Annotated in this window: 20 protein-coding genes; 12 read left to right on the forward strand and 8 right to left on the reverse strand. The window is 70.4% G+C overall.

Translation table 11 applies throughout. The features are described from left to right. Positions 1-273: 273 nt before the first annotated feature. Positions 274-1,035: a FadR/GntR family transcriptional regulator gene (locus tag H295_RS0126460; RefSeq protein WP_020138373.1), complete on the forward strand. Its 762-nt coding sequence runs from the start codon at positions 274-276 to the stop codon at positions 1,033-1,035. An 87-nt stretch (positions 1,036-1,122) separates the two neighbouring features. Here the strand turns inward: H295_RS0126460 and H295_RS0126465 are convergent, their stop codons facing one another. Beyond that, positions 1,123-3,459 carry an alpha-L-fucosidase gene (locus tag H295_RS0126465; protein ID WP_020138374.1) on the reverse strand — a complete coding sequence of 779 codons (2,337 nt, stop codon included), beginning with the start codon at positions 3,457-3,459 and terminating at the stop codon, positions 1,123-1,125. A 449-nt stretch (positions 3,460-3,908) separates the two neighbouring features. On the opposite strand from H295_RS0126465, the gene H295_RS0126470 reads away from it, so the two are divergent. The 4 genes from H295_RS0126470 to H295_RS0126485 all read left to right on the forward strand — a co-directional run bounded on the left by H295_RS0126470 (position 3,909) and on the right by H295_RS0126485 (position 7,531). Continuing rightward, positions 3,909-4,415 carry a SigE family RNA polymerase sigma factor gene (locus H295_RS0126470; RefSeq protein ID WP_020138375.1) on the forward strand — a complete coding sequence of 169 codons (507 nt, stop codon included), beginning with the start codon at positions 3,909-3,911 and terminating at the stop codon, positions 4,413-4,415. An 11-nt stretch (positions 4,416-4,426) separates the two neighbouring features. Beyond that, positions 4,427-4,945 (forward strand): hypothetical protein, encoded by a 519-nt coding sequence (locus H295_RS45680; protein WP_078616750.1) that lies wholly within the window; start codon positions 4,427-4,429, stop codon positions 4,943-4,945. Between the two features lie 73 nt (positions 4,946-5,018). After that, entirely contained in the window at positions 5,019-6,242 is a 1,224-nt protein-coding gene (locus H295_RS0126480; RefSeq protein WP_078616751.1) for a bifunctional glycosyltransferase family 2/GtrA family protein, read from the forward strand. Beyond that, positions 6,239-7,531, forward strand: coding sequence for a glycosyltransferase family 39 protein (locus tag H295_RS0126485; protein WP_028809770.1), 1,293 nt, complete (start codon positions 6,239-6,241; stop codon positions 7,529-7,531). Before H295_RS0126480 ends, H295_RS0126485 begins: the two co-directional genes overlap by 4 nt. A 42-nt stretch (positions 7,532-7,573) precedes the next feature. Here H295_RS0126485 and H295_RS0126490 read toward each other — a convergent pair whose 3' ends face one another. Continuing rightward, positions 7,574-9,943, reverse strand: coding sequence for a glycosyl hydrolase family 95 catalytic domain-containing protein (locus H295_RS0126490; protein ID WP_020138379.1), 2,370 nt, complete (start codon positions 9,941-9,943; stop codon positions 7,574-7,576). A gap of 302 nt (positions 9,944-10,245) precedes the next feature. Between H295_RS0126490 and H295_RS0126495 the strand changes: the two genes are divergently transcribed. Both H295_RS0126495 and H295_RS0126500 read left to right on the forward strand, forming a co-directional pair. Continuing rightward, on the forward strand, positions 10,246-10,761 hold the full coding sequence (locus tag H295_RS0126495) for a DinB family protein (RefSeq protein ID WP_028809771.1): 516 nt from the start codon (positions 10,246-10,248) through the stop codon (positions 10,759-10,761). A 226-nt stretch (positions 10,762-10,987) separates the two neighbouring features. Beyond that, entirely contained in the window at positions 10,988-11,863 is an 876-nt protein-coding gene (locus tag H295_RS0126500) for a GNAT family N-acetyltransferase (protein ID WP_234021679.1), read from the forward strand. Between the two features lie 42 nt (positions 11,864-11,905). Here the strand turns inward: H295_RS0126500 and H295_RS0126505 are convergent, their stop codons facing one another. Together H295_RS0126505 and H295_RS0126510 are read right to left on the reverse strand one after the other, a co-directional pair. Continuing rightward, on the reverse strand, positions 11,906-12,166 hold the full coding sequence (locus tag H295_RS0126505; RefSeq protein ID WP_020138382.1) for a helix-turn-helix domain-containing protein: 261 nt from the start codon (positions 12,164-12,166) through the stop codon (positions 11,906-11,908). Continuing rightward, the gene (locus tag H295_RS0126510) at positions 12,166-12,651 is read right to left on the reverse strand and encodes a DUF2975 domain-containing protein (RefSeq protein ID WP_020138383.1); all 486 of its coding nucleotides are present in this window, start codon (positions 12,649-12,651) and stop codon (positions 12,166-12,168) included. Before H295_RS0126510 ends, H295_RS0126505 begins: the two co-directional genes overlap by 1 nt. A gap of 18 nt (positions 12,652-12,669) precedes the next feature. On the opposite strand from H295_RS0126510, the gene H295_RS0126515 reads away from it, so the two are divergent. Then, the gene (locus tag H295_RS0126515) at positions 12,670-13,206 is read left to right on the forward strand and encodes a hypothetical protein (protein ID WP_158691064.1); all 537 of its coding nucleotides are present in this window, start codon (positions 12,670-12,672) and stop codon (positions 13,204-13,206) included. A 112-nt stretch (positions 13,207-13,318) separates the two neighbouring features. Here the strand turns inward: H295_RS0126515 and H295_RS43580 are convergent, their stop codons facing one another. Next, on the reverse strand, positions 13,319-13,474 hold the full coding sequence (locus H295_RS43580; protein WP_234021688.1) for a DUF6131 family protein: 156 nt from the start codon (positions 13,472-13,474) through the stop codon (positions 13,319-13,321). Between the two features lie 116 nt (positions 13,475-13,590). Here H295_RS43580 and H295_RS0126525 point away from each other — a divergent pair, with 116 nt between their 5' ends. Both H295_RS0126525 and H295_RS0126530 read left to right on the forward strand, forming a co-directional pair. Then, the gene (locus H295_RS0126525; protein ID WP_199788620.1) at positions 13,591-14,391 is read left to right on the forward strand and encodes a phosphotransferase enzyme family protein; all 801 of its coding nucleotides are present in this window, start codon (positions 13,591-13,593) and stop codon (positions 14,389-14,391) included. 227 nt (positions 14,392-14,618) lie between these two features. Continuing rightward, on the forward strand, positions 14,619-16,682 hold the full coding sequence (locus tag H295_RS0126530; RefSeq protein WP_020138387.1) for an alpha-L-fucosidase: 2,064 nt from the start codon (positions 14,619-14,621) through the stop codon (positions 16,680-16,682). Positions 16,683-16,812: 130 nt separating this feature from the next. Here H295_RS0126530 and H295_RS0126535 read toward each other — a convergent pair whose 3' ends face one another. Continuing rightward, positions 16,813-18,465, reverse strand: coding sequence for a glycosyltransferase family A protein (locus H295_RS0126535; protein WP_020138388.1), 1,653 nt, complete (start codon positions 18,463-18,465; stop codon positions 16,813-16,815). A 170-nt stretch (positions 18,466-18,635) separates the two neighbouring features. On the opposite strand from H295_RS0126535, the gene H295_RS0126540 reads away from it, so the two are divergent. Beyond that, positions 18,636-19,220: a hypothetical protein gene (locus H295_RS0126540; protein ID WP_020138389.1), complete on the forward strand. Its 585-nt coding sequence runs from the start codon at positions 18,636-18,638 to the stop codon at positions 19,218-19,220. Positions 19,221-19,227: 7 nt separating this feature from the next. Here H295_RS0126540 and H295_RS0126545 read toward each other — a convergent pair whose 3' ends face one another. Both H295_RS0126545 and H295_RS0126550 read right to left on the reverse strand, forming a co-directional pair. Further along, positions 19,228-19,767, reverse strand: coding sequence for a GNAT family N-acetyltransferase (locus H295_RS0126545; protein ID WP_020138390.1), 540 nt, complete (start codon positions 19,765-19,767; stop codon positions 19,228-19,230). A 37-nt stretch (positions 19,768-19,804) separates the two neighbouring features. Continuing rightward, a complete protein-coding gene (locus H295_RS0126550; RefSeq protein WP_020138391.1) occupies positions 19,805-21,850 on the reverse strand; it encodes a nitrate- and nitrite sensing domain-containing protein in 2,046 nt (681 codons plus the stop codon). A gap of 529 nt (positions 21,851-22,379) precedes the next feature. On the opposite strand from H295_RS0126550, the gene H295_RS0126555 reads away from it, so the two are divergent. Then, a complete protein-coding gene (locus H295_RS0126555; protein ID WP_020138392.1) occupies positions 22,380-24,647 on the forward strand; it encodes a M4 family metallopeptidase in 2,268 nt (755 codons plus the stop codon). Positions 24,648-24,701 lie beyond the last annotated feature (54 nt).

The raw sequence follows: 24,701 nt of genomic DNA on the forward strand, positions 1-24,701 counted from the left end.
CGGCTCTGGCGTTACCGCCGCGGAAGAAATTAGCCGCCATATCGGATGTCCCGTCAAGGGGTGTGTAGTTCTTTTTTCGACGTTCGGCAGACATGTCAACGCGACCCTTAGGGGACATAGAACCAGCTAAAACGGCATTTAAGGGTCAAAAGTTCTGAGGATTCATGATCGAGTCTCGTCCAGATGAGTACTACTTATCGGAGCCTGGGGTACGATGAGCGCGGCTTCAGGCCGATCAGTCACCGTCGTCGCAGTCACCCGGAGGCAGGACACATGAAGGACACGCCCGCCGTGGCAACGGTGGTGAACGGAACGGACGAGCGGCGCGACTACCGGCCCGGCTACGAGATCGTGGCGGAGCGGATCCTCGAGTTCATCGCCGAGTCCCGCCTGGTCCCCGGTGACCGCATGCCCACCGAGAACGACCTGGCCCAGCAGCTCGACACCAGCCGGGCGGTGGTCCGGGAGGCGGTGAAGATCCTCTCGGCGCTCGGTCGGGTGCGCGCGCACAAGGGGCGCGGTCTGTTCGTCGCGGACGACGACGGCATGCTGATCACCAGTCGCTGGGGCGGCTTCTTCCGGCCCGTGGATCTCGATCACGTGCTCATGCTGTTCGAGTTCCGCCGGGTCCAGGAGATGGCCGCCGCCCGGCTCGCGGCCACCCGGGCCACGCCCGCCGAACTGCGCACCATCGAGGTCGCCATGCAGCAGTGCCGGCACGGGTACGTCCACGGCGAGGTCGACGTCTTCAACCAGGGGGACGACGAGTTCCACGCGGCGGTGGCCACGGCCTCGCACAACACCTTCCTCGGCAGCGCGGTGCGCGACGCCCGCCGTCTCCAGCGCCAGTCCAGCGCGATCGGCATACACAACACGTTCAACGAGGGCACCGCTTCCGCGGTCGAGGAGCACGAGGCGATCTACCGCGCCATCCGCGACGGCCGGCCCGACGAAGCCGCCCAGGCCACGGCCGTACACCTCGACCGGACGCTGGAGGACTACCGGCGGGAGATCCAGCGCCGCCTGTTCGGCTGACGTCCGGGGCCGGCGGTCCGGTGGGTCGTCCGCCCGGACATGCCGAAGGGGCCCGCCGCGCGTACGGCAGACCCCTTCGAACTCCGGTCACAGCGCGACGAGTTGCCAGTCCTGGTTGGCGCCACCGGTGACGGGCCACTGGACGACGGCGGCCCGGTCGTCGGTCGACCCGCCCGTGACGTCGGCGCACCAGCCGGTGCGGACGTTGACGAGCCGGTGGTGACCGCTGGTCGCCGACGGGACCAGCTTCCACCCCTGGCTGTCGGCACCGTTGTCCGGTTGCTGGACCAGCGTCGAGCCCTGGGCGCCGTCCGCGCTCTGGAGGACCTTGCCGCTCTTGGCATTGCGCAGCCGGAAGGAGCCGTCGGCGTCGGGCAGCAGGGTCCACTGCTGGTTGGTCCCGCCGGTCCAGGGCCACTGGATGAGCCCGGCGCCGTCGGCGGTCGAGGCGTCGGCGACGTCCAGCACCTTGCCGCTCTTGCGGTTCACCAGCTTGAAGGTGCCGAGGTCCGCGCTGAAGGGACGGTCGTAGACCTCCAAATTGCGCAGGGAGGCCCAGACCCCTGTGGGCAGGCCTGTCACCGTGACGCGTACGTAGCGCGCCTGCGCCTGGAAGGCCGCGGTCTGCACCTGGCTCGTACTCGTCGTGGTGCTGTTGTCGACGAGGACGGTCCAGCCGCTGTTGTCGGTGGAACCCTCGATCCGGTAGCGGTAGTTGGCCTTGTCGAGCTCCCAGGCGATGCGGACTCCGGTCAGTGAACGGGTCGAGCCCAGGTCGACCTTGAGCCAGTGGCCGGTGCCGCCGTCGTCGGCGCACCAACGGGTGGAGGTGGACCCGTCGACCGCCTTGGCCGCTGTGTTGCCCTTCGACGTCTCCTCGCTGTCGGCGGTCACGGTCCGGCCGGCCGCGATGTCCGCCGGCTGGACGCTTCGGTCGAGGACGACACCGACGACGCTGTCCTGGGGATGGGTGGTGCGATCGATGCCGGTGACCGTGACACGGCCGTCGCCCGCGGTGGAGTACGACAGGTTCGCGCCGGAGCGCACGTCGAAGACCCGGGTCACCTGGGCGTCGCCGATGGAGGGGGTGGTGAAGGACGTGCCGCTGTGACCGGGCAGGAGGTGGACGTAGAGGGTGCTGCCCTTGTACGTGAAGCCGTACTGGCCGTCGACCGGGTTCCACGGCCCGCCGCGGGTGCCGTAGACGGACTGGCCGCAGGCGCTCATGAAGGCGCCGATCTGCCGCAGCAGTCCGGCCTGGTCGGCGGGGACCGTGCCGTGCCGGTCCGGGCCGACGTTTACCATCGCGGTGATGTTGCGGATCCAGCAGTTGACCAGGATGTTCATGGCGGTGCCGTAGCTCATGGCCGGGGAGGGGGTGTAGCCCCAGGCACCGCCGACGCTGAACACCTTCTCCACGAGCCGGCCCGTGCGGATCGCCCCGGTCGGGACCGAGGGGCCCTCGTCGCTCTCGTAGTCGCCCGCCCAGCCGGAGCGTGAGGTGGCGAGGATGTCGGGCTGGTGTTTGCGGACCATGCCCATCAGCCCCAGGGGCCTGCCGGCGGCGTCCGTCTCGCCGTAGGCGGCGTCCACCGGCCACTGGTTGGCGGTGTCCCGGTACTGGCCGGGCTCCCAGAAGAACGCCCCGTCGGCATCGGTGCCCTGCTCGGCGACCCAGCCGCCGTCCCACCACAGGTCGTCGATGACGCCGTACCGGGTGACCAGCTCCTTGACCGACTCGTACACCTCGGTCTTCATGATCCGCGCGTTCTCCTTGTGCGCCGGATCGGTGGTGTAACCCCAGGGATTGCTCGCGCAGTTGGTGCCGGTGACGTCGTAGTAGCCGGGATAGCGCCAGTCGATGGGGGAGTAGTAGAGGCCGACCTTGAGTCCGGCCGCCCGAACCGCCGCCACGTAGTCCTTGACGAAGTCACGGCTGAGCGGGGCCTGTCCGGAGCTCCAGGCGTTGGGGTGGTTCAGCGGCCACAGCGCGAAGCCGTCGTGGTGGCGGGTGGTCAGGGTGGTGTACCGCGCGCCGAAGTCCTTCGCCAACTGCGCCCAGGCGGCCGGGTCGTAGGCGTCCGCGGTGAACTGCTCGCTCGTGGCGTCGGTGACGTACTTCCGGTAGTTCGCGGGCGTCACGGGCGCGTTGTGCATGTACCACTCGCCCTGGGCCGGACCCGCGTACACGCCCCAGTGGATGAACATGCCCAGCTTGGCGTCCTGAAGCCACTGGATCGTGGAGTCCGGCTGCTGTTCGAGGCCGAGGTCGACCTTGGGGATCCGTAACGGCGGCAGCGGCAGGGGAGAGCCGGCCGCAGCCGCGTGGGCGGGAGCGGCCGCCGCGACGGGGCCGACCGCGGCGGCCGCCGTCATGGCTGCCATGCCGGCCAGAACGGATCTGCGGGAGAGGGAGTCCGGCACCGTGAGTTCTCCTGTTCGGACATGGGGAAGCAGGGCTCGGCGAGGAGCATCGGGCCATGTGTCGAGGCGGCTCCATCGGTGTCTGCGGGGCGATCGGAACGAGGCTCGTGGTCTTGTCGCTGTACCGACAGACATAGGATGTATTAAGGGGTCTTCGGGTGTCGCGTGTCCAGCCTCGCGCGAGGAGTTTTCGAGAAGTGCACGAGGTGCCACATCGGCAACTGCGCAGCCATGGCCAGAGGTTGGATGTCTGGAAGTGTGCGCGTGGGTCGCGGCGGTGAGGAGGTTCCGACCGAGCCGTCCGGGGCGGGCCTCGCGCCCGGGCTCCCACCGTGAACGGCTCCATCGCCTCGGCGTGATCCAGATCACGGACTCCGAGTGCAGCGTGCGCCGGGGTCCGGTGCCTTTCTCAAGGTGTAGGCAACCAGGGGAAAGCAGGGACAGTGCGGATGGAGCAGGCTCGGGCCCGTGAGTTCGACGCGTTCGTCGCGGCCCGCTGGTCAACGCTGATCCACCTCGCCCGGCTGCTCGTCGGCGGCGACCGCCACCGGGCCGAGGACCTGGTCCAGGAGTCCCTGGTCAAGCTCTGGTTCGTCTGGCCCAAGGTCGCCGACGACGCTCCGGAGCCCTACGTCCGCAAGGTGATGGTGCGTGCGGCGGCCCGCTCGGGCCGGCGGCTCTGGTGGGGTGAGCGCCCCGTCGAGCAGCTGCCCGAGACGGCGATGGCGACGGATGTCTCCGCGGACGTGGCGGAGCGGTCCCGGCTGGAGGCGGCGCTGGCTCAGCTGCCGCCGAAGCAGCGCGTGGCGGTGGTGTTGCGCTACTACCAGGACCTTCCCGAGAGCCAGGTCGCGGACGTGCTCGGATGCCCGGTGGGGACGGCTCGGTCCCACGCCGCCCGGGGAGTCGCGCGACTGCGCCGGCTCCTGGCCGACGTCATCGAGCCGGTCCAGTGAAGGAGGGCCCCATGGATCACTTCGAGCGCGAACTGGCGCGGATGATGCGCGACGGTGAGGAGCCCACGCCCTTCGAGGCGAGGCACGGGGAGCGGCTCCGGGCCGGGGTGCGCCACCGCCGCCGGATCAGGGCCGCACGCAGGGCCGCGGGTTCCGTCCTGGCCGTCGCCGGGCTGTGCCTCGCGCTGTTCCTGCTGCCCCAGGGACCCTCCCAGGTGGAACCCGCGGATCACGACCCGCTCCCCACCGTCACCACCACACCGTGGACGTCCGCACCGCCCGGCACCCCCGACGCCACGCCGAGCGGCCCCTCCTCGTCGGCCACGACCGGCGCCCCCACGTACACCAGCGGCGACTCGGCGACCACGACACCGCCCACGGCGCCGGTCACGACAGGAGCCGCGACCGGGACGTCGTCCTCCTCGACCTCGCCCCCGCCCACCGGCGGCTCCACCTCGCCCCCGCCCACGGGGACGGCGACCTGGCAGAGCGACTCCCCGCCGGTCTCGACCTCGCTCGTCACGCCGTAGCCCGCGAGCCCACCCCGTTCCGCCCCGAGTGTCTTCAGCATGCCCTGACCAAGCGCGCAAAAGAGGATCAACCATGAGAAAAGCCGGGCCGTTTCCCGTGCGGGAACAGAGTCGTCTCCCGCACCGCACACCGGTGCCGACTCACCATCCGGAGCCGGTCCTGGACGTGGTCGTCCCGGTGTTCAACGAGGAGGCGGACCTGGATCCGAGTGTGCGAAGGCTTCACGCGCATCTGCGTGAGACGTTCCCCTACCCCTTCCGGATCACGGTCGCCGACAACGCCAGCACCGACCGCACCCCGCAGACGGCGGCCCGGCTGGCGGCGGAGTTTCCCGAGGTCGCCTGGCTGAGACTGGCCGACAAGGGCCGCGGCCGGGCCCTGAGCCACGCATGGTCGCTGTCGACGGCGCCCGTCCTCGCGTACATGGACGTGGATCTGTCCACCGACCTGACGGCGCTGCTGCCGCTGGTCGCCCCGCTGATCTCGGGACACTCCGACATCGCCATCGGCACCCGCCTGGCACCGGGCTCCCGGGTGGTGCGCGGCCCCAAGAGGGAGATCACCTCCCGCTGCTACAACGCCCTGCTGCGCTCCACCCTCTCCGTGGGCTTCTCCGACGCCCAGTGCGGATTCAAGGCGCTACGCCGTGACGTGGCCGAACGACTGCTGCCGCTGGTGCAGGACTCCGGGTGGTTCTTCGACACCGAGCTGCTGGTCATCGCCGAGCGGGCCGGACTGCGCATCCACGAGGTCCCGGTCGACTGGGTCGACGACCCCGACAGCCGGGTGGACCTCCTCGCCACCGCGCTGGCCGATCTGCGCGGCATCGTCAGGATCGGCGGAGCGCTCCGCCGCGGCGCCTTCCGGCCGGCCGCCGTACTGGGCCGGGCCCCGACCGGGGCGACCCACGGCCCGGCCCGCCAACTCGTGCGCTTCGCCGCCGTGGGAGCGGTCAGCACCCTCGCGAACCTGCTGCTGTACACGGCGTTGCGCCCCCTCACCGGACCCCAGTCGGCGAACGCCCTCGCGCTGCTGCTGTGCGCAGTGGCCAACACGGCCGCCAACCGGCGCTTCACCTTCGGGCTCTCGGGCCGCGGCCACGCCGTGCGACACCAGGGCCGGGGCCTGGTGGTCTTCCTGATCGGGCTGGCCGTCACCGCCGGGTCCCTCGCCGTGCTGCACCACGCGGCGCCCACGGCCACGCACCGCACCGAACTCCTCGTCCTGCTCGCCGCCAACCTGGGCGCGACGCTGCTGCGGTTCCTGCTGTTCCGGACCTGGGTGTTCCGCGGATGAACCACAGGACTGTCACACCGACGAAAGCCCTCCGACCAGGGACCTGGAACGCGAGGCTCTCGCCGCCGCCCGCCCCCGACCGACCCCGCCACCAGGCCGCCCTGCACCGGCTGCGGCGCGCGGCCGTGCACCACGGGCCCGTCCTGCTCATGTACGGCACGTTGAAGCTCATCGGCTTCGGCGCCTTCATGTATCTGCTGCACGCCACCGGGGACTACCAGAAGAGGAACCCGCGCTTCGGCGGAGGCGCCCGTCCCTGGGACGTCCTGGCCACCTGGGACGGCTGGTGGTACCAGCAGATCGCCGAGCACGGCTACCACCCGGCGCTCGTCCCGGTCCCCGGAGCCACAGGTCTGATCACCCTCGAAGGGAACTCGGCGGCGTTCTTCCCGCTCTACCCGGCCCTCATGCGGGCTGTCTCCGAACTCACCGGCCTCGGTTCGTACGGCGCCGGGCTGCTGGTCTCGATCGTCGCGTCCTTCGTCGCCGCCCTCGGGATCCATGCCGTGGCCGAGCGGCTCGGTGGCCGGGGAGCCGGGCTGGCAGCGGCCGGTCTCTGGGCCGTCTGGCCCGGTTCAGGAGTGGAGTGGGCGGTCTACTCCGACTCCCTCTACGTCGCCCTGGCCGTCTGGGCCTGCCATGCCGTCATGAGCCGCCGATGGCTCACCGCCGGGTTGCTGACCTGCGCGGCCGGGCTCAACAGGCCCACCGCCGCGGCACTGATCGCCGCCGTCGCGGTCGCCGCCCTGCTCGCACTGCACCGCCGCGAGGACGGCATCCGGCGGCCACTCGCCGCAGTGCTCCTCGCCCCACTCGGTCTGCTCGCCTACCTCGGCTGGGTCGGCCACCGGGTGGGCGACTACGGCGGCTGGTTCAAGCTCCAGTCCGGCGCCTGGGCGCACGAATGGGACTTCGGCCGGCAGACCCTGGACGTCCTCACCTCGGTTCCGGTGGGCCGCTCGGACTACCTCTTCCCCTGGCCCTTCGCGGACATGATCGGCGTCGGGGTCGTCCTGCTCGCGCTGGCCCTGCTCCCGCTGCTGTTCCGCATCCGGCCTCCGGCCGTCCTGACGGTCCACACCGTCCTGACCCTCGTCCTCGTCCTGGGCAGCCAGCAGATCTTCGGCAACGTCTCGCGCTATCTGCTCCCGCTCTTCCCCCTGTTCATCCCGCCGGCTCTCGCGCTGCGCAGCCTCGGCCCGCTCCACCGGTTCGCGCTGCTCGCCACGGCGGCCCTGGCCTCCGGGTCGTACGCGGGCTACGCCCTCTTCGAACTGGGCGTGCCGTAAGGTTCGGTTCCGATCCGTCACGCCGTCTCGTCGGCCGCTCGTTCAGAACCGCACGTGGTGCAGTCCTGCCCGTGCCGCCGTGAACTCGCCGTGGGCGAGCCCGGTCGCCGGGCTGGTCCAGTGGGTCTCGACGCCTGCGTGCTGGTCGTCCGTGACGTCCGGGAGCGAGCCCGGGGCAGGCAGCAGGAGCCGGTACCGGCCCGGGCGGGACAGGTGCAGAGCGGCGTGCACCAGGCCGCCGTCCCGCCAGTCGAGGTCGACGGTGACACCGCCGCGGGCCCGCAGCCCGCGCACGGTGCCGCTCGGCCAGGCGTCCGGCAGCGCGGGCAGCAGCCGCAGTTCGCCGGTGTGGCTCTGGAGCAGCATCTCCGCCAGCCCGGCCGTGGCGCCGAAGTTGCCGTCGATCTGGAAGAGCTCGGGTGGGTGCAGGTCGAAGAGATTGTCGGACGTCGACTCGGCCAGCAGTCTGCGCAGGCTCTCGTGCGCGAGGGCGCTGTCGCCCAGGCGCGCGGCGAGCGCGACCACCCATGCCAGGCTCCACCCGGTGCCGCCGCCACCGTGGGCCAGCCTCAGGTCGAGGGCGGCCCGGGCGGCTTCGAACAGTTCCGGGGTGCGCTCGGCGTCGACCCGGTCACCGGGATACAGCCCGTACAGGTGGGACAGGTGCCGGTGGCCCGGTTCCTCGGGCACCGCGTCGTGACGCCACTCGGCCAGCGGCTGACCCGGGTAGTACGGCAGCGGGGGCAGCCGTCGCCGGGCCTGCTCGAGGCCATCGGCGATCGGGTCGCTCAGGCCCAACTCCTTCGCCGCCGCAAGGCAGTTGGCGAACAGCTCCTCGACGAGCCACAGGTCCATGGTGACGGCTGCGGTGGTCGCGACGAGCGCCGTCCCGCCCGGCGTAGGCACCTGGAACCGGTGCTCGGGGGAGGTGGACGGGCAGGTGACCAGATGACCGTCGGCGTCCTCGACGAGATAGTCCAGCAGGAAGACGGCGGCCTCGCGCATCACCGGCCACGCCCGGTCGGCGAGGAAGTCCCGGTCGCCGGTGAAGCGGTAGTGCTCCCACAGATGAGCGCACAACCAGGCGCCGGCCATGGGCCAGTTGGCCCACTGGGGGCCGCCCTGGACCGGGTGGGTGGTGCGCCAGAGGTCGACGTTGTGGTGGGCCGTCCAGCCGTCGCAGTCGTAGTAGGCCCGAGCGGTGCGGCGCCCCGCGGCGGCGAGGTCGGTGATCAGGTCGAACAGGGGCTCGTGGCATTCGGGCAGGCCGGTGGTCTCGGCGGGCCAGTAGTTCATCTGGAGGTTGATGTTGGTGGTCCAGTCGCACTGCCAGGGCGGCTGGACCTGGGTGTTCCAGATGCCCTGGAGGTTGGCGGGCTGGGTGCCGGGACGGGAGGAGGCGATGAGCAGGTAGCGGCCGTAGGCGAACTGCAGGGCGGTCAGGCCCGGGTCGTCCGCGCCGGAGCGGACGGCGGCGAGGCGTTCGTCGGTGGGCAGCGCCTCCAGCGCCCGGTCGTGGCCCAGGCTGAGGACGGTCCGGTCGTGCAGGGTGCGGTGGTCCGCGATGTGCTCGGCCCGCAGGCGGTCGTACGGAATCCCGGCGGCGGCGTCGAGCAGCCGGGCTGCCTCGGCGGTGGGGCCGGTCTCCGGGCCGTCGGGCTCGGTGTCCCAGCCCCGGAAGCCGGTGGCGGCGGCGACCAGGACGGTGGCGCTGGTGGCGCCGACCAGTCGCAGACCGCCGGTCCGGGGATCGGGGGCGACGGTGCCCTCGTCGGTGACGACACGCAGGGCGGCCGCGAACCCGGTTCCCGCGTCGGGGGCGTAGCGGACCGCGTCGGGTCCCGTGGCCTCGAACTCGACGTGGGCGGGGACCCGGCCCGAGACCGCCGGTCCGGGACCCGAGCCCGGGTGGGCCGACTCCAGCAGGGCGGTGAAGGACAGCGCCCCCGGAGTGTCGCAGCCGAGGCGGACCACGAGGACACCGGCGACCGCGGAGACGAACAGTTCGCGCGTGTACCGGACCCCGTCGGCGGTGTAGGCCACCGTGCACACGGCGTCGGCCAGGTCCAACTCCCTCCGGTAATCGGTGACTTCGTCACCGTGGCCGAGATCGAGGAGCAGCGCGCCCAGGGGCTGGTACGCCTGGGTGTCGGGCCCCTGCATACGCGCCGCGAGCTCCTCGGCGCTCACGTGGTCGTGGTCGTCGAGCACGGCCCGGCGCAGTGCTCGCAGGTACTGTGCGGGGTCGTGGTCGTCGGGGGCGAGCGGGCCGCCGGACCACAGGGTGTCGGCGTTGAGGTCGACGCGCTCTCGGGCCGGGCGGCCCGGCACCATGGCGCCGAGGGAGCCGTTGCCCAGGGGCAGCGACTGGGCGAAGCCTTCGGCGGGACGGCGGTACCAGAGTTTCAGCATGTGCGGAATCCGTGGGTGAGGCTGACGGGCTGGGCGTGGACCTCGTCACGGGGCTGGACGCGGGGGCCACATGGACCGCTGCCGACACCGTGCTGGGCGACGTACAGACTGACATACGCCTGGTGGGTGGGGAGGAGCGAGGCCGGTGGTGCGTCGAGCAGCATCGAGGTACTCGCCGGCCCGGCGTACAGCTGCGGGGACGACCGACGACCAGGTTCAGGGAGGGCCACCGGTGCCTGTCCGGTTGATCTTGCCTCGAAAATTGGGCGGCGTCCGAAGACCGAGCGCCCTAGCGTGCGGGCATGTCATTTTCTCTTGAGCGTCCCCCCATGCAGGCCGACGAACGCACTGCCCTCGTCGGCTGGCTGGACCTGCAACGCCAGATCCTGAGATGGAAATGCGAGGGCCTGAGCGAGGCCGACGCACACCGCTCCGTCGTCCCGACCTCACCGGCGATGACGATGGCAGGGCTCATCAGCCATATGCGGTGGGTCGAGCACACCTGGCTGGAGGTGCTGTTCCTGGGAGGCGACAAGACGCAGAACCCCTCCTTCGCGGACACGGCCGAGGACGCGGACTGGCGCACCGACGGCGCCTCTCTGAAGCAGCTGCTCTCGGAGTACGAGGCCCAGTGCGCCCGGAGCAACGAGATCGTGGCCGGGGCATCCCTGGACGACGTCGGTCGCCACCCCGACTACCGGTCCGCCCAGGCCAACCTCCGCTGGATGCTCATCCATCTCGTCGAGGAGACCGGCCGGCACGCGGGCCACGCGGACATCGTCCGCGAGCTGCTAGACGGGGCCAAGGGGTACTACTAGGTCGTCCTCCTCTTCGAAAAGGATCTCCCCGCCAGGGCTCAGCGCGTACGCGCAACGAGCCGTCGAATCCGTACGGACCCGCGTCCGGCCGGCCGCTGTGTCTCGGGGGCCGGGCCACCGTGGTCCGGAGTCGGTAAATCGGGTCGACAGGGAAGGCCGGATGGCGCAGGGTGCACCCATGTCCGGTCTCTCTTCACAGCTGCTGCCGGTGGGATACCACTCCAGAGTGGCGACCAGCGCAGACGCTCCCGAGGTCCATCGGCTGGTCACCGCGTGCGAGGTCGAGCTGCACGGCCGCGCCACCACCGGTGCCGACAGCGTCGCCGCCGACCTCGGCACATCGGCCGCCGAGGCGCCGTCCGAGTCGGTGCTCTTGCACGGTTCCGCCGGGGAGTTGGCCGGTTGGGCCCGGGTGAGGGGCCGGCGCGCCACGGTTCACGTCCATCCCGCACACACCGGCCGGGGTCTGGGCGGCCTCCTGCTCGCCTGGACCGAGGACCGGGCCCGCCGGTTCGGCGGTGACCGCCTTGCCCAGACCGTCCCCGACAGCGATCAGGCGGCAGTCGTACTCCTGAGGTCCGGTGGATACACCCGGCTCGTCACCGAGTGGCTCCTCGAGTTCGCGATGCCCTCCGAACCGGATGTGCCCGCCCCGCCGGCCGGCATCACGGTCCGTGCCTTCGAGGCGGGTGACGAGCGAAGCGTGTACCAGCTCACCGAGGACGCGTTCGACGAATGGCAGCAGCGGCGGAAGGGCTACGCGGAGTGGGCCCGGCACACGGTCGAACTGCCGAGCTTCGCCCCTGCGGCGTCACCGCTCGCCTTCGCCGGTGACCAACTGGTGGGCGCGGTGCTGTCCCTGGATGTCCCGGGCGACGACGAAGGGTACGTCGAGCGGGTCGCGGTCCGGAAGGACCACCGCAACCGGGGGACAGCGCGCATGCTGCTGCGGGAGTCCTTCCGGGCCTTCCATCGCCAGGGCAAGCGGGGCTGCACCCTGTGGACGCACTCGGACACCGGCGCGCTGTCGCTGTACGAGCGCATCGGCATGACGGTACGGCGGTCCTCCACGGTCTACAGCAAGGACCTCACCTCGGAGTGAACGGGAGCGGGCGGCCGCCGCGGGCTCCGCTCGGTACGGCCGTCAGGACGTGCCCGAAGCTCCGCTGTCGGCGCCTGCCGGTGACGTCACGCTCTCGTCGTCCGTCTCCCACCGCAGCAGATCCCCCGGCTGGCACTCGAGCACCTCGCAGAGCGCGGCGAGCGTCGTGAACCGCACCGCCTTGGCACGGCCGTTCTTGAGGACCGCGAGGTTGGCGGGCGTGATGCCCACCCGGTCCGCGAGCTCGCCCACGGACATCTTGCGCCTGGCCAGCATGACGTCGATGTCGACGGTGATCGGCATCAGATGACCTCGTTCAACTCGGCCTGCATCTGCGCCGCTTCGACATCACGCGCCACGGCCTGGGCGAGCAGTGTGCGCAGGACCAGCACGATGAGGGCGACCCCCAGAATGGCCAGGCCGATCCCGGCCATGATGACGGTGACCCCGGGATCGTCCCGCTGGCCGGGCGCGTTGACGGCGGTGACCGTGAACCAGACGAGGGAGGCCGCGGTGATCGCCCCGATGATGCCGTCCACGTACCGGAAGGCGCCGTGGGAGAACACGGTCCCGCGGCGCACCATCGTCACCAACCGCCAAACACAGACCCCGGTGACCTGGACCGAGACGAGGCCGAGAATCGTGATCAGGCGCAGCGGCGTCAGCGGCAGCGACCCGTCCTCGGGGTCGGTGGCCAACGCCCACACCATGAGGGCCTGAACGCCCAGGGTGCCGGTGAGCACCACGACGAGCACGGCGCGCAGCGCCCGCACGGCGAGTTTTCCCATGCCTCAACCTTCCATCGAATGGCGATGGAAATCTATCGAAAAACGATAGGCGCGGCAAGGGCTGTTGAAACCCCCGGTGCGATGTCGCACTCTTGGCGCAGCCGTGCCGACCGGGCAGGCGAGTGGAGGGGGTGCCGGATGCGGCAATCGGAGGACGAACTCCTGGCGGAGGCCCTCGGCCGTATCAACAAGGGCGGCAAGTTCGCCGCGCGGTTCCTCAGGAACGACGTCGCCGAGTTCGACCGCGACCTGTCCCTGGGGTTCGATCCCGCGGTCGAGCATGCGCGTACCGTGCTCGTTCAGCTCGCCGGTGGCGCGGCCCCGGAGCAGGTGGAGGCCGGCCCGGACCGCGTGACGTTCCGCGTGCTCACCGGGGGCGGACACCTCGGCCTGAACCCGGTGGTGGTGACCATGGACGCGACGCGCATCGGTGAGGGGGCCACCACTTTTCATGTCCGGGCCGTCGCGAAAGAAGGGCTGGTCAAGCAGCGTGCGGGGCAGAAGACGGCCGAGCGCGTCGCGGCACTGCTGAGCGGAGCCGGTGTCGGTCCGTGAGTCACAGGTGCGCGAGGACCGACGCATGAGGGCGGGCCGGGACATCCCGGCCCGCCCTTCTGGGTTCTCCGTGTGGGTTCTCCGTGTCGCGGGGGTGTGCGCAAGGGCGACGTCACCAATAGTGTCGTCGACCGGCAACGGCGTGACCTGCGGATCCCATGATCCACAAGGCGGCGCCGATCACCAGAAGGATGATCCCGATGGTCCACAGGATCGAGACGCCGGTAAGGAAACCGACGATCAGAAGGATTACACCAAGGGCGATCATCGCGACCTCCTGTAGCGGGTACTGCTCTTGGTGTTCGATTACCCGCAATTCGGCAATGGAGGCCCACACATTTTTCATCAACCGCATCCCCGGTGGTCGTCGGTAGCGTGAGCGGCATGGCGGCAGCGGACGAGGTCCTGACGGGGGGAATGGCGAACGCGGGCCAGGTCGTCCGCCGCGGTGCCCTGGTGGACCGGCCCGCACCGTCCACCGCGCCCGCCCTCCACGCCCACCTCCGCGCTCTCGCGCAGCACGGGTTCGACGGGGCTCCGACCCCGCTCCGGCTCACCGAGGACGGCCGCGAGCAGCTGACGTACATTCCCGGCGATGTCGCGCTGCCGCCGTTCCCCGGATGGGCGATGACCGAGGAGGCCCTGCGGTCGGTCGGAGACCTGCTGCGGCGTCTGCACGACACCAGCGCGACCGTCCCGGTCGACCGCGACATCGAGTGGCCCCGGTCCCTGGCCGACCCGGAGGGCGGGACGATGCTGTGCCACAACGACGTGTGCCCGGAGAACGTCGTCTTCCGCGAGGGCCGCGCCGTGGCCCTGATCGATTTCGACCTGGCGGCTCCCGGCCGACCGGTGTGGGACCTCGCCATGGCCGCCCGCTACTGGGTGCCCATGCTGGACCCCGTGTCCGCGGCGGTGCTGCACCCCGCCGACCTGGACGTCCCCGCTCGTCTGCGGATCCTTGCCGACGGCTACGGCCTGTCCACCGAGGAGCGAGCCGGACTTCCCGGTGTCATCGAGCAGGCCACCGCGTCCTGCCGGGCCTTCGTCGCCGGAAGGGTGGCCGAGGGTGATCCCGTCTTCGTCGAGGCGCTGTCCGAGCGAGGCGGCTGGCAGCGCTGGGACCGGCTCCAGGAGTGGCTCGTGGCACAGCGTGAGATCTTCACGGCCGACCTGCGGAAGTGATCCGAGGTCTGCGTCGCACATGTGACGGAGTGATCCTAGGAATCTTGGCGCTCGGTGACGACCACCGCTTGTCGATCGGGCTTCTTGCGGTCACATATCCCTGCTGAACGGGATGTTTTGACGAGTTGTCACTTCTCTCTGGACGCCGAGGTGGGCAGCGTCTATAAATTCATCCGATGTCGCGCCCCGAGTCGTCCGGCGCACCCCCAGGACCCAGGAGCCGCACCATGTCCTCCGCCCCCCTGAGCAGACGATCCCTGATCAAGGCTGCCGCGCTCGCCGGAGGCGTTGTGGCCTTCGGGCTGCCGCAAGTCCTCCTCCCTGCGACCGCCGAGGCCTACACCGTCCCTGCCAAGATGGACTGGTGGTACCAGGCCCGGTTCGGGATGTTCATCCACTTCGGGTCCTACTCGTATCTCGGGCACGGTGAGTGGGCGTTCAACAACGAGGGCTGGACCAAGGCCGATTACCAGAACCAGGTGTCCGCCCACTTCAACCCGAGCGCGTTCAACGCGGCGGCCATCGCCCAGCTGGCGGCGGACGCCGGCATGAAGTACCTGGTGATCACCGCCAAGCACCACGAGGGCTTCGCCATGTGGGACAGCAACGTCCCCGGCTTCACCGACACCACCGGCACCAAGCTCTACAACATGCACGACTACGCCGGTGTCCAGGGCGACCTGCTGGCATCGCTCAAGAAGGAGTGCGAGGCGCGAGGCGTCAAGTTCGGGCTGTACTACTCGATCCTGGACTGGAACCACCCCTCCCAGACCATCCGGAGCGGTGGCGTCACCACGATGGCCTCCATGGCCGCCCGCAGCGCGTACATCGCGGACATGAAGGCCCAGTTGCAGGAACTGCTGGACCGTTACGACCCGGCGCTCCTGTGGTTCGACGGCGACTGGTTCGGCGAGCCCGCAAGTCCCACGCTCCAGGACTGGTGGCTCAAGTCCGACGGCCTCGACCTGTACAACTGGCTCATCGCCCGCAAGCCGGGCCTCGTCGTCAACGAACGGGTCAAGCGCGACCTCGGTCTGGGCGACTACGCGGTCGCGGAGTTCGGGGTCCCCAGCGCGCCGATGGACCGCCAGTGGGAGCGCTGCGACACCATGAACGGCGCCTGGGGCTACAACGCGGGCCTGGAGAACTCGTACCAGCCCGTCAAGAACTTCGTGCAGGAACTCGTCACCTGTGTCTCGCGGGACGGCAACCTCCTCCTGAACATCGGCCCCAAGGGCGACGGTTCGGTCACAGCCGGATCCGTGACCGTTCTGCAGGGCCTGGCCTCGTGGATGGCGACCTACGGCGACAGCGTGCACGGCGCCCTGGCAAGCCCCTACTCCAGCGACCCCGGCTGGGGCAGGGCCACCAAGAAGAACGGCAAGCTGTTCGCCCACGTCTTCACCTGGCCCACCAACGGTGTGCTGCAGATACCGGCGCTCACCAACACGATCAGCCGCGTCTACCTGATGAACAACCCGTCGGCCTCGCTCAGTTACACCGTCAGCGGCGGGCAGATCAACGTCAATGTGCCGACCAACGCCCCGGACGCCGGCGTCTCCGTGGTGTGCGTCGAGGTGAGTGGTGTTCCCACGGCGGCGGCAGGACCCAGGGCCACGGTGTTCCAGGACGTCAACTACGCCGGAGGCAGCGCCGCTCTGGCGTTGGGCAGCTACACCTCGTCCCAGCTGTCGGCGGCGGGGGTTGGGCCCTCGTCCGTGTCCTCGCTGAGGGTGCCCCAGGGCTACCAGGTGACGGGCTACTCCGGCGACAACTTCACCGGTACGGCCTGGACGTTCACCTCCGACAACCCCGACCTGCGGGTGACCGGCAACAACGACGCCATCGCCTCGCTGAAGGTCGCGTTCAACCCGGCCGCGTACTTCCGGCTGATCAACGTCACGGACGGACTGGCCCTGGACAGCGGCGGCAACGTCGCCAGTGGCTCGAACCTCAAGCAGTGGACGCCGGTCGACAGCGGCAACCTCCAGTGGCAGGCCGTCGACCTCGGCACCGGCTACTACCGGCTGGTCAACCGGACCAACGGCATGGTGGCCGACGGCTGGGGCTCGACCGGTGCCGGAGATCCCGCCCGGCAGGCGGCCTGGAACGGCGGCCCCAACCAGCAGTGGCAGATCACCGACCGCGGCAACGGCCAGTACTCCCTGGCCAACCGCGCCACCGGACTCGTCCTCGACGGCGGCGGACAGGTCCCCTCCGGTTCGGTGACCAAGCAGTGGACCTGGGTGAACAGCCCCAACCTGCTCTGGACGTTCCAACCCGTTTCCTGACCGTCCCGGTGCGCGGAGGCATGAGCGCCCGAGGGCCCCGACCGGTCCGCCCGGCCGGGGCCCTCACACGGTCGCCGGGAACGTCGGCATGCAGAACCGCGCACGCCCCGTCGTCCCCCTTCCGTTACCGCTACCGCAGCATCCGGCGTTCCGCCCGGCGGGCTGCCGCGCGGACGTTGGCGCGCATGCCGTCGGGGAGGCGCCGCAGCACCTCGCGGACGCCGTGGCGCAGTCGGTGGTCCGCTGCGGTGCGCAGCACGACCCGGCGGGTGGGGCCGATACGGCCGGGGCCGCCGACGGTGAGCCGCAGCTGACCGCCGGGGCCGCCCCAGCCCGGGGAGACGAGGCGCGGGGGCGTGCCCACGGCGATGGCGCCCAGCGAGACGCGGGTCGGGCCCGGTGCCACGGCCAGCCTGGGGCGGCGGCCGACGCCCAGCAGCTGGCCGCCGGCCCACACCTGGTGGGAGCCGCCTTCCAGGGGGTCGCCCCCGGCGAGGGTCAGGGGGTCGATGACCGTCTCACCGGCGACCACGACCCGCCGGCGGCCGCCGCCCAGGGGTTCGAGGGCGGGTGTCAACTCCCCGTCGGGGTACCACCAGTGGTTGCCGGCGGTGTCGTGCACGATGAGTTCCCCGTAGGCGTGCGAGAAGGGGTCGCGGACCTCCCAGTCCTCCGCCCCGGGGATGCCGTCGAGGAGGTCGGGGTCGAGCAGCAGCCGCCCGCCGCGGTCCACGACGGTCAGCGGCTCGCCGTCCGCCTTGACCATGCCGATCCGGGTCCGGAGCACCAGCTTGCCGTTGCGCCAGCGCATGTCGTCCACCTCGACGCGCGCCTTGATCCGCTGGGTGCGGCGGGCGAGTTCGATCAGGGAGTTCAGCCGGTCCTGGACGAGCAGTTCCGCCCGGAGCGAGCTGATCGCCGGGAGCCCCTCGCGCACGCCCGGCGGATAGCTGGTCATGGCCATCCGCCGCACGGTGGTGTAGTACTCCTCCAGATCCTTCCCGGTCCGCTGGAGCACCCGCGGCTCGCTCACCGGGCGGAGCAGCTCCACCCGGAACGAGCGGCGCAGCAGCCGGTCCTGCAGCTCGCCCGGCTCCGTCCCCTCCTTGATCGCCTCCACGACCTTGTCCAGGTGGCCGTAGTAGTCGTCGGGGGTGATCCGACGGCTGCTGTTGTTGCCGCCGTCCTCACGCCGGTTCCAGCGGTAGCAGGGGTAGTCGCCGAGGATCGACACCGTTTCGGCCCGCACGTAGGTGCGCGCCATGAACAACTGGTCCTCCAGCCTGACCCGGCCCTCCGGGAAGCGGATCGCGTGCTCGCGCAGGAAGTCCCGGCGGAACATCTTGTGCGGCGTCAGGCTCTCGAAGAGCGGCGCGTCGGCTGCGGTGCACCGGTCCACCGTCCGCTTGAACACGTTGCTGGGCCCCGCCATGGTGCCGTGGACCTTGCCCAGCACGATGTCCGAACCGTTGCGCTCCGCCAGCGCGTACAGCCGCTCCAGCGCCTCGTACGACAACTCGTCGTCCTGGTCGACGAACTGGATGTACTTCCCCCGGGCCCGGTCCACTCCCACGTTGCGCGGCTTGCCCGGCCAGCCGGAGTTCTCCTGCTCGTAGACCCGGACGTGCGGATGGGCTTCGGCGACTCGCCGGAGGCGCTCGGCCGAGTCGTCCGTCGACCCGTCATCGACGTATACGACCTCGTACGCGTCCGCGCCGAGGCTCTGGTTCACGAGTGACGGCGCACAACGCTCCACGTAGGGACCGGCGTTGTAGATCGGCACGACGACGCTAACCTTGATCAAGTTTTCCCCCAAGAACACCTGCGGTCGGTACGTCAGACACCTGTTGTTGGGGAGAAGTTGTACGGCCTTTGACAGTTGTTATACGGAACGGATCGTTTCAGTTGAAAAAGGGTGGCTCGGGTCGCCTTCCGTGACTCAGGATTCTCGGTGTGACGGACACGGAAACCCCTGACGACGAGACGCCGGACGGGCTGCTGGGCTGGTGCCTGGTGGCCAACGTGGCGCGCGAGACCCTGCACGGCGAGGGCCGCCTCGAACTCCAGCACGGCACCAGGCACTTCCGCGCGGGCACCCTGCTGTGGCTCCCGCGGGTCCGCTGGGATCCCGGACATTGCCGCTGGCCCGCCGTGGGCCGGCACCGCGGCAACAGCCGCCGCTACGTCAGGATGATCGTCCGCGCGGAGGACCTGGAGAACTTCCGGGTCAAGGGCGTCTACAGCGAGGCCCTGGTGCGCAGCCTCAACGGATACGACCACGATCCGGCCGCACCGCGCACCCTGCAGCATCCGTGGACCCTCGAGCGTGCCCAGGGCTGGGCGGACAGCTGGAGGGTGCGCAGGGAGCCCGTCTTCATCGAGGGGCACCCCTACCCACGCCTACGGATCTCCGTACCCAACCCTCCGCCGCCGGAGATCCAGCTCGACGGCGAGACCCTCCACCTCGCGCACTACGGCACCAAGGGAGCCCGCTACAGCCGTACGGCCCCGCCCCCGGAATGGGTCCCCGAGCTCTGAGAGGGGCTCAGCCCGTCGCCGTGACCGGTGTCCTCATGCCGAGCCACTGCTCGGCTCCCCACGCCTCGAACCGCTCCACCTCGGTGAAGCCCAGCTTCGCGGCGAGGCGCATCGAAGGGGCGTTGGCGGACTGGGTGGTGAGCACCACCGGTTCGCCCGGAAGGGCGCCGTCGAACCAGGACAGTGCCGCCGCGCACGCCTCCATGGCGTACCCGTGTCCCCACGCCCGCGGCAGGAACAGGTAGCCGAGGTCGGCCTTCCCGGTGGCCGCCGGCCGGCGGTGCCCGGTCGCTCTCCTGAGCAGGATGTGCCCGATCATCGATCCGTCCAGATCGACGACGAAACTGCCGGGCCACCGCTCCGGCACCGCGGGCGTCCCGCGCTCGAGTTCGTCCCGCGCACGGGGGCCGCCGAGGAAGGCGTGCACTTCCGCCGAGGCGAGCAGGTCGATGAACGCCGCACGGTCCCGGGCCTCGGGCGCCCGCAGCACGAGCCGCTCGGTCCTGATCGGCTCGGGGGGCCAGGTGACGTGTTCCAGTTCTTCCATCGGTGCACGCTAACCGATGACTCGGACGGCCACTTGCTCAGATCGGTTCGTCGGTCCAGGTGGTGGCGTCGGTGAAGCGGCTGTCCACGAACGCGACCAGCGCCATGGTGTCGGCGTCGGGTTCCGCGGTCGCCGCTCGGTGGGTGATCGTGTCGGGCAGCATCACCAGGGTCGTCGTGCCCCGACCTCGGTCGGCGGGTCGCAACTGGGCGCGGATTCCGTGCCGGTCGGCCAGCCGGCCCACCACGAACAGTCCCATGCGCTGGGAGATCGAGGCGTCCACGGTGGGCGGGTCGGCGAGATTCCGGTTGAGCTCGGCCAGCTCCTCGGGGGGCATCCCGATTCCCTTGTCGTGGATCTCGAGCATGATCCTGCCGTCCGGCAGCCGTGCGGCGGTGACATGCACGGGCACGTGCGGCGAGGAGAAGGTGGTGGCGTTCTCCAGGAGTTCGGCGAGCAGGTGCACCAGGTCGTTCACGGCCCGCCCGTCGATCTCGGTCTCCGGGACACCGGCGAAATGGACGCGCTCGTACTGTTCGACCTCCGAGACCGCGGCGCGGATGACGTCGACCAGGGGCAGCGGCTGGTCCCACTGCCGGGCGGGGGCCTCGCCGCTGAGCACCAGGAGGTTCTCGCCGTTGCGGCGGACCCGGGTGGCGAGGTGGTCGAGCTGGAACAGGTTCTCCAGCTGGTCGGGATCGGCTTCCCGGCCCTCCAGCTCGCTGATCATGGAGAGCTGACGCTCGATCAGGGACTGGCTGCGGCGGGCCAGGTTGCTGAAGATCGTGTTGATGTTGGCGCGCAGCAGGGCCTGTTCGGCGGCGAGCCGTACGGCCTCGCGGTGCACGTGGTCGAAGGCGCGGGCGACCTCGCCGATCTCGTCCGTGGTGGTGATCGGGATCGGTTCGACCTCGTGCTCCACCCGGCCGGGAACGGCACGGGTGAGCTGGGTCAGCCGGGCGGGCAGCCGCTGGGCGGCGATCTCGTGGGCGGAGGCACTGAGCCGGCGCATGCTGGTGCTCATGGTGCGGGCGACCGAGTTTGCGAGGAGGAAGGCGGCGAGGACGGCGGCGAGCACGAGGGCGGCGTTCAGGATCGCGTCGTTGCGGGCGTCGTCGGCGATGCTGTGCGCCTTGGCCAGCGCGGTGTCGGTCAGGTACACCTCGACGCTGCGGTAGGCGTCGAAGCTGAGGGTGGAGGCCGCGAAGAAGGTCTCCGGGGTGATGCCCTGCTCGGCGAGTTGCGCCGCGGTCGCGCCGGAGGCGATCGCGCGGGTCATCTTCTCCAGGTCCGGAGGGGGCGCGAAGGTCTGGCCGGCCGCCTCGGCCTGGCTCCGTGCCTCCGAGACCAGCTCCTGTCCCTTCTTCCGGGCTCCCTCCAGCGCCGCACGCAAGCGGGCCATGTCGGCGGTGCCGGCGAACCCCGCGTACTCCTGGAGCCCGATCTGTTCGAGGTAGACGTAGGAGCTGAACGAGCTGAGCTGGGACTGGAGTTCGCCCTTGGCGAGCTTGCTGCGGTCCTGGACCAGGAGGTGGGTGCCGATGGCGCGGATCAGCGACTCGGCGGCCTGGGTGAGCGAGACGGCGTAGAGGGTGCGGCCGTAGGTCTCCTGGGTGGTGATGCCGAAGCCGAGTTCGTTGGAGATCTCCATCAGCGGGTGCTGCACCGCGTGGTAGCTCTCCTCGGTCCGGACACCGGTCGACCGGGAGGTGAAGGCGCTCGCCCGTACCAGCGGCAGTTCCTTCTCGCCCTGGCGCACGAGCGCGATCCGGCGCTCCAGGCCGGCTGTCCTCGGCATGCGGTCGACCGCCGCGTCGAACTTCCCGGCGTCCTCGTCGGTGATCCTCCGGGCCTTGACGACCGCCGCCGCGTTCCGGTCGCCCTTGACCAACGGGATGACGGAGACGTCCCGTTCGTTGATGGCGTCGCTGGCGTACTTGTTGGCCGCCTGGACCAGCTCCGCCACGCGGACGGCGTCCTCGGCGGACTGCCAGGTGTCGACGGTGCGTTTGACCCGTACGCCCCCGAGGGCCAGGGCGACGAACACCGGAATCAGGAGGATGGCCTGGAGTTTCTGGGCCACCCGCAGGTTGCGGGCACCGAATCTTCGGCGCGCGGGAGTGGGGGAGTGCGACACGGTCGTCCTATCCGCTCAGTTCCGCCTCGCGTTCGACACTCTCCTCAACGCGGCGGCGCTCACAGGGAGTTGACCAAAGAAGGTCCGTCCGATGTGTAGCACTCCGTTTTCGCTTCTGACCGTGACTTCACCAAAACTGTGCGCAGTTGCGAGCCGTCGACGGGCAGGTGCAGGTCCCGACGGGACGGTTGCCGCTAGGCCGAAAACCGGTGCTGCCTGTGCCGATTTGCCTGGCCTGCAAGGTCAATTCAAGCCGTTGAGTTGATCCTTGCATGACAAAGCCCTGGTCAAGATGTCACTCTACTCCCGTCGTTCACAGCTCCCTCACATGTTCACCACGCGGCCCTGTCGCGTGTTCCCACCCCCCACCTCCTTCCACCCGCATGCCGTGCAGCGCTCCGGACCGGCGTACCTCGCCCGTCCGTCTCCTCAACGGCCCCCACCAGGGGCCGGACGTCGTACTGAAGGAGTCCCGTTGCCCCAGCACCACCGCGCCCTGACGCGGCGCAGACGCGCCACCGGCCTCGCCCTCACGGCCGTAGGCTCCCTCCTCGCCCTGGCGGCCCCCGGCGTGGCCACCGCGGCCCCCGCGGAGCCGGCCCCCGCGAAGATCACCGCCACCCCCCGGGCCGGCGCCACTCAGACCGCTCTGACCCCCACCCGCCGCACCGCCCTGATCAAGAGCGCGCAGTCGGCGGCGGCCGGTACGGCCCGGCGCATCGGCCTCGGCGCCCAGGAGAAGCTGGTCGTCAAGGACGTCGCCAAGGACGCCGACGGCACCACGCACACCCGCTACGAGCGCACCCTCGCCGGGCTGCCCGTCCTCGGCGGCGACCTCGTCGTGCACGACGACGCCGGACGTACGACCGTCACCCGGGCCAACGCGGCGCGGCTGACGCTGCCCTCGTTCAGCCCGAGGATCGCGGCCTCCGGCGCCGCCGCCAAGGCCCTCGCCGCGTCGAAGAAGGACAAGGTCACCGGCGCCGAAGTGGAGAACGCCTCCCGCCTGGTCGTCTGGGCCGGCAGCGGCAAGCCGGTGCTGGCCTGGGAGACCGTCGTCGAGGGAGTCCAGCCGGACGGCACGCCCAGCGAGCTCCAGGTCGTCACCGACGCCGGCACCGGCAAGGAGCTCCTGTCCGCCGAGAAGGTGCACACCGGCGAGGGCACCGGGCAGTACGTCGGCACGGTCCCGCTCGGCACCACCCAGTCCGGATCGACGTACCAGCTCACCGACCCGGACCGCGCCGGGCACAAGACGTACGACCTGAACCAGGGCACCTCGGGCACCGGCACCCTGTTCACGGACGACAACGATGTCTGGGGCAACGGTCTGCCGTCCAACCGCCAGACCGCGGGTGTCGACGTGGCCTTCGGCGCGGCCGCCACGTGGGACTTCTACAAGGAGGCCTACGGCCGCAACGGCATACGCAACGACGGTGTCGCCGCCTACAGCCGCGCCCACTACGGCAGCAACTACGTCAACGCCTTCTGGCAGGACTCCTGCTTCTGCATGACCTACGGCGACGGCTCGGGCAACACCCACCCGCTGACCGCGCTGGACGTGGCCGCCCACGAGATGAGCCACGGCGTCACCGCCGCCACCGCGGGCCTGGTCTACTCGGGCGAGTCCGGCGGCCTGAACGAGGCGACCTCCGACATCTTCGCCGCCGCGGTCGAGTTCCACGAGAACCTCCCGGCCGACCCCGGTGACTACCTCGTCGGCGAGAAGATCGACATCAACGGCAACGGCACGCCGCTGCGTTACATGGACAAGCCCTCCAAGGACGGCTCCTCGTACGACAGTTGGAGCTCCACCCTGGGCGGTGTCGACGTCCACTACTCCTCCGGTCCCGCGAACCACTTCTTCTACCTGCTCTCCGAGGGCAGCGGAGCCAAGACCGTCAACGGCGTCTCCTACAACAGCCCGACCTACGACGGCCGCCCCGTCACCGGCATCGGCATCGAGAACGCCGCGGCGATCTGGTACCGCGCACTGACGACCTACATGACCTCGACGACCGACTACGCGGGCGCCCGCACCGCCACCCTGTCCGCCGCGGCCGACCTGTTCGGCGCGTACAGCCCGACGTACCTCGCCGTCGCCGACTCCTGGGCCGCGATCAACGTGGGCAACCGCATCGCCCTCGGGGTCAACCTCGCCCCGGTCGCCGACCAGGTCAGCGGCGTCAACCAGGTGGTGAACCTGCAACTCGACGCCTACACCACCAACACCGGGTCCCCGCTGACGTACGAGGTCACCGGCCTGCCCGAGGGCCTGACCGTCAGCCCGGGCGGCCTGATCAGCGGCACCCCGACCACCCTCGGCACGAGCGACGTCACCGTCACGGTGACCGACGGCACCGGGGCCAGCGCCACGGACACCTTCAGCTGGCAGATCGCCTACGTCTACGCCAACACCACCCGCGTGGACATCCCCGACAACGGGCCCGCTGTGGAGTCCCCGGTGACCATCACCGGCCGCGACGGCAACGCCTCCGCGACCACCAAGGTCTACGTCAACATCGTCCACACCTACCGCGGTGACCTGACCGTCGACCTCGTCGGCCCGAACGGCACCGTCTACTCCCTGCTCAACCGCAGCGGCGGCTCCGCCGACAACGTGGACCAGACCTTCACGGTCAACGCCTCCGCCCAACCTCTGAACGGGACGTGGAAGTTGCGGGTGCGCGACCTGGCGTCCATCGACGTCGGGTACATCGCACGCTGGCAGCTGACGCCCTGACGCCCTGACGCCCTGACGCCCTGACGTCTCAGCCTGACACGCAGAACGGCACCC

The organism is Streptomyces sp. 351MFTsu5.1 (assembly GCF_000383655.1).
Taxonomy (GTDB): domain Bacteria; phylum Actinomycetota; class Actinomycetes; order Streptomycetales; family Streptomycetaceae; genus Streptomyces; species Streptomyces griseorubiginosus.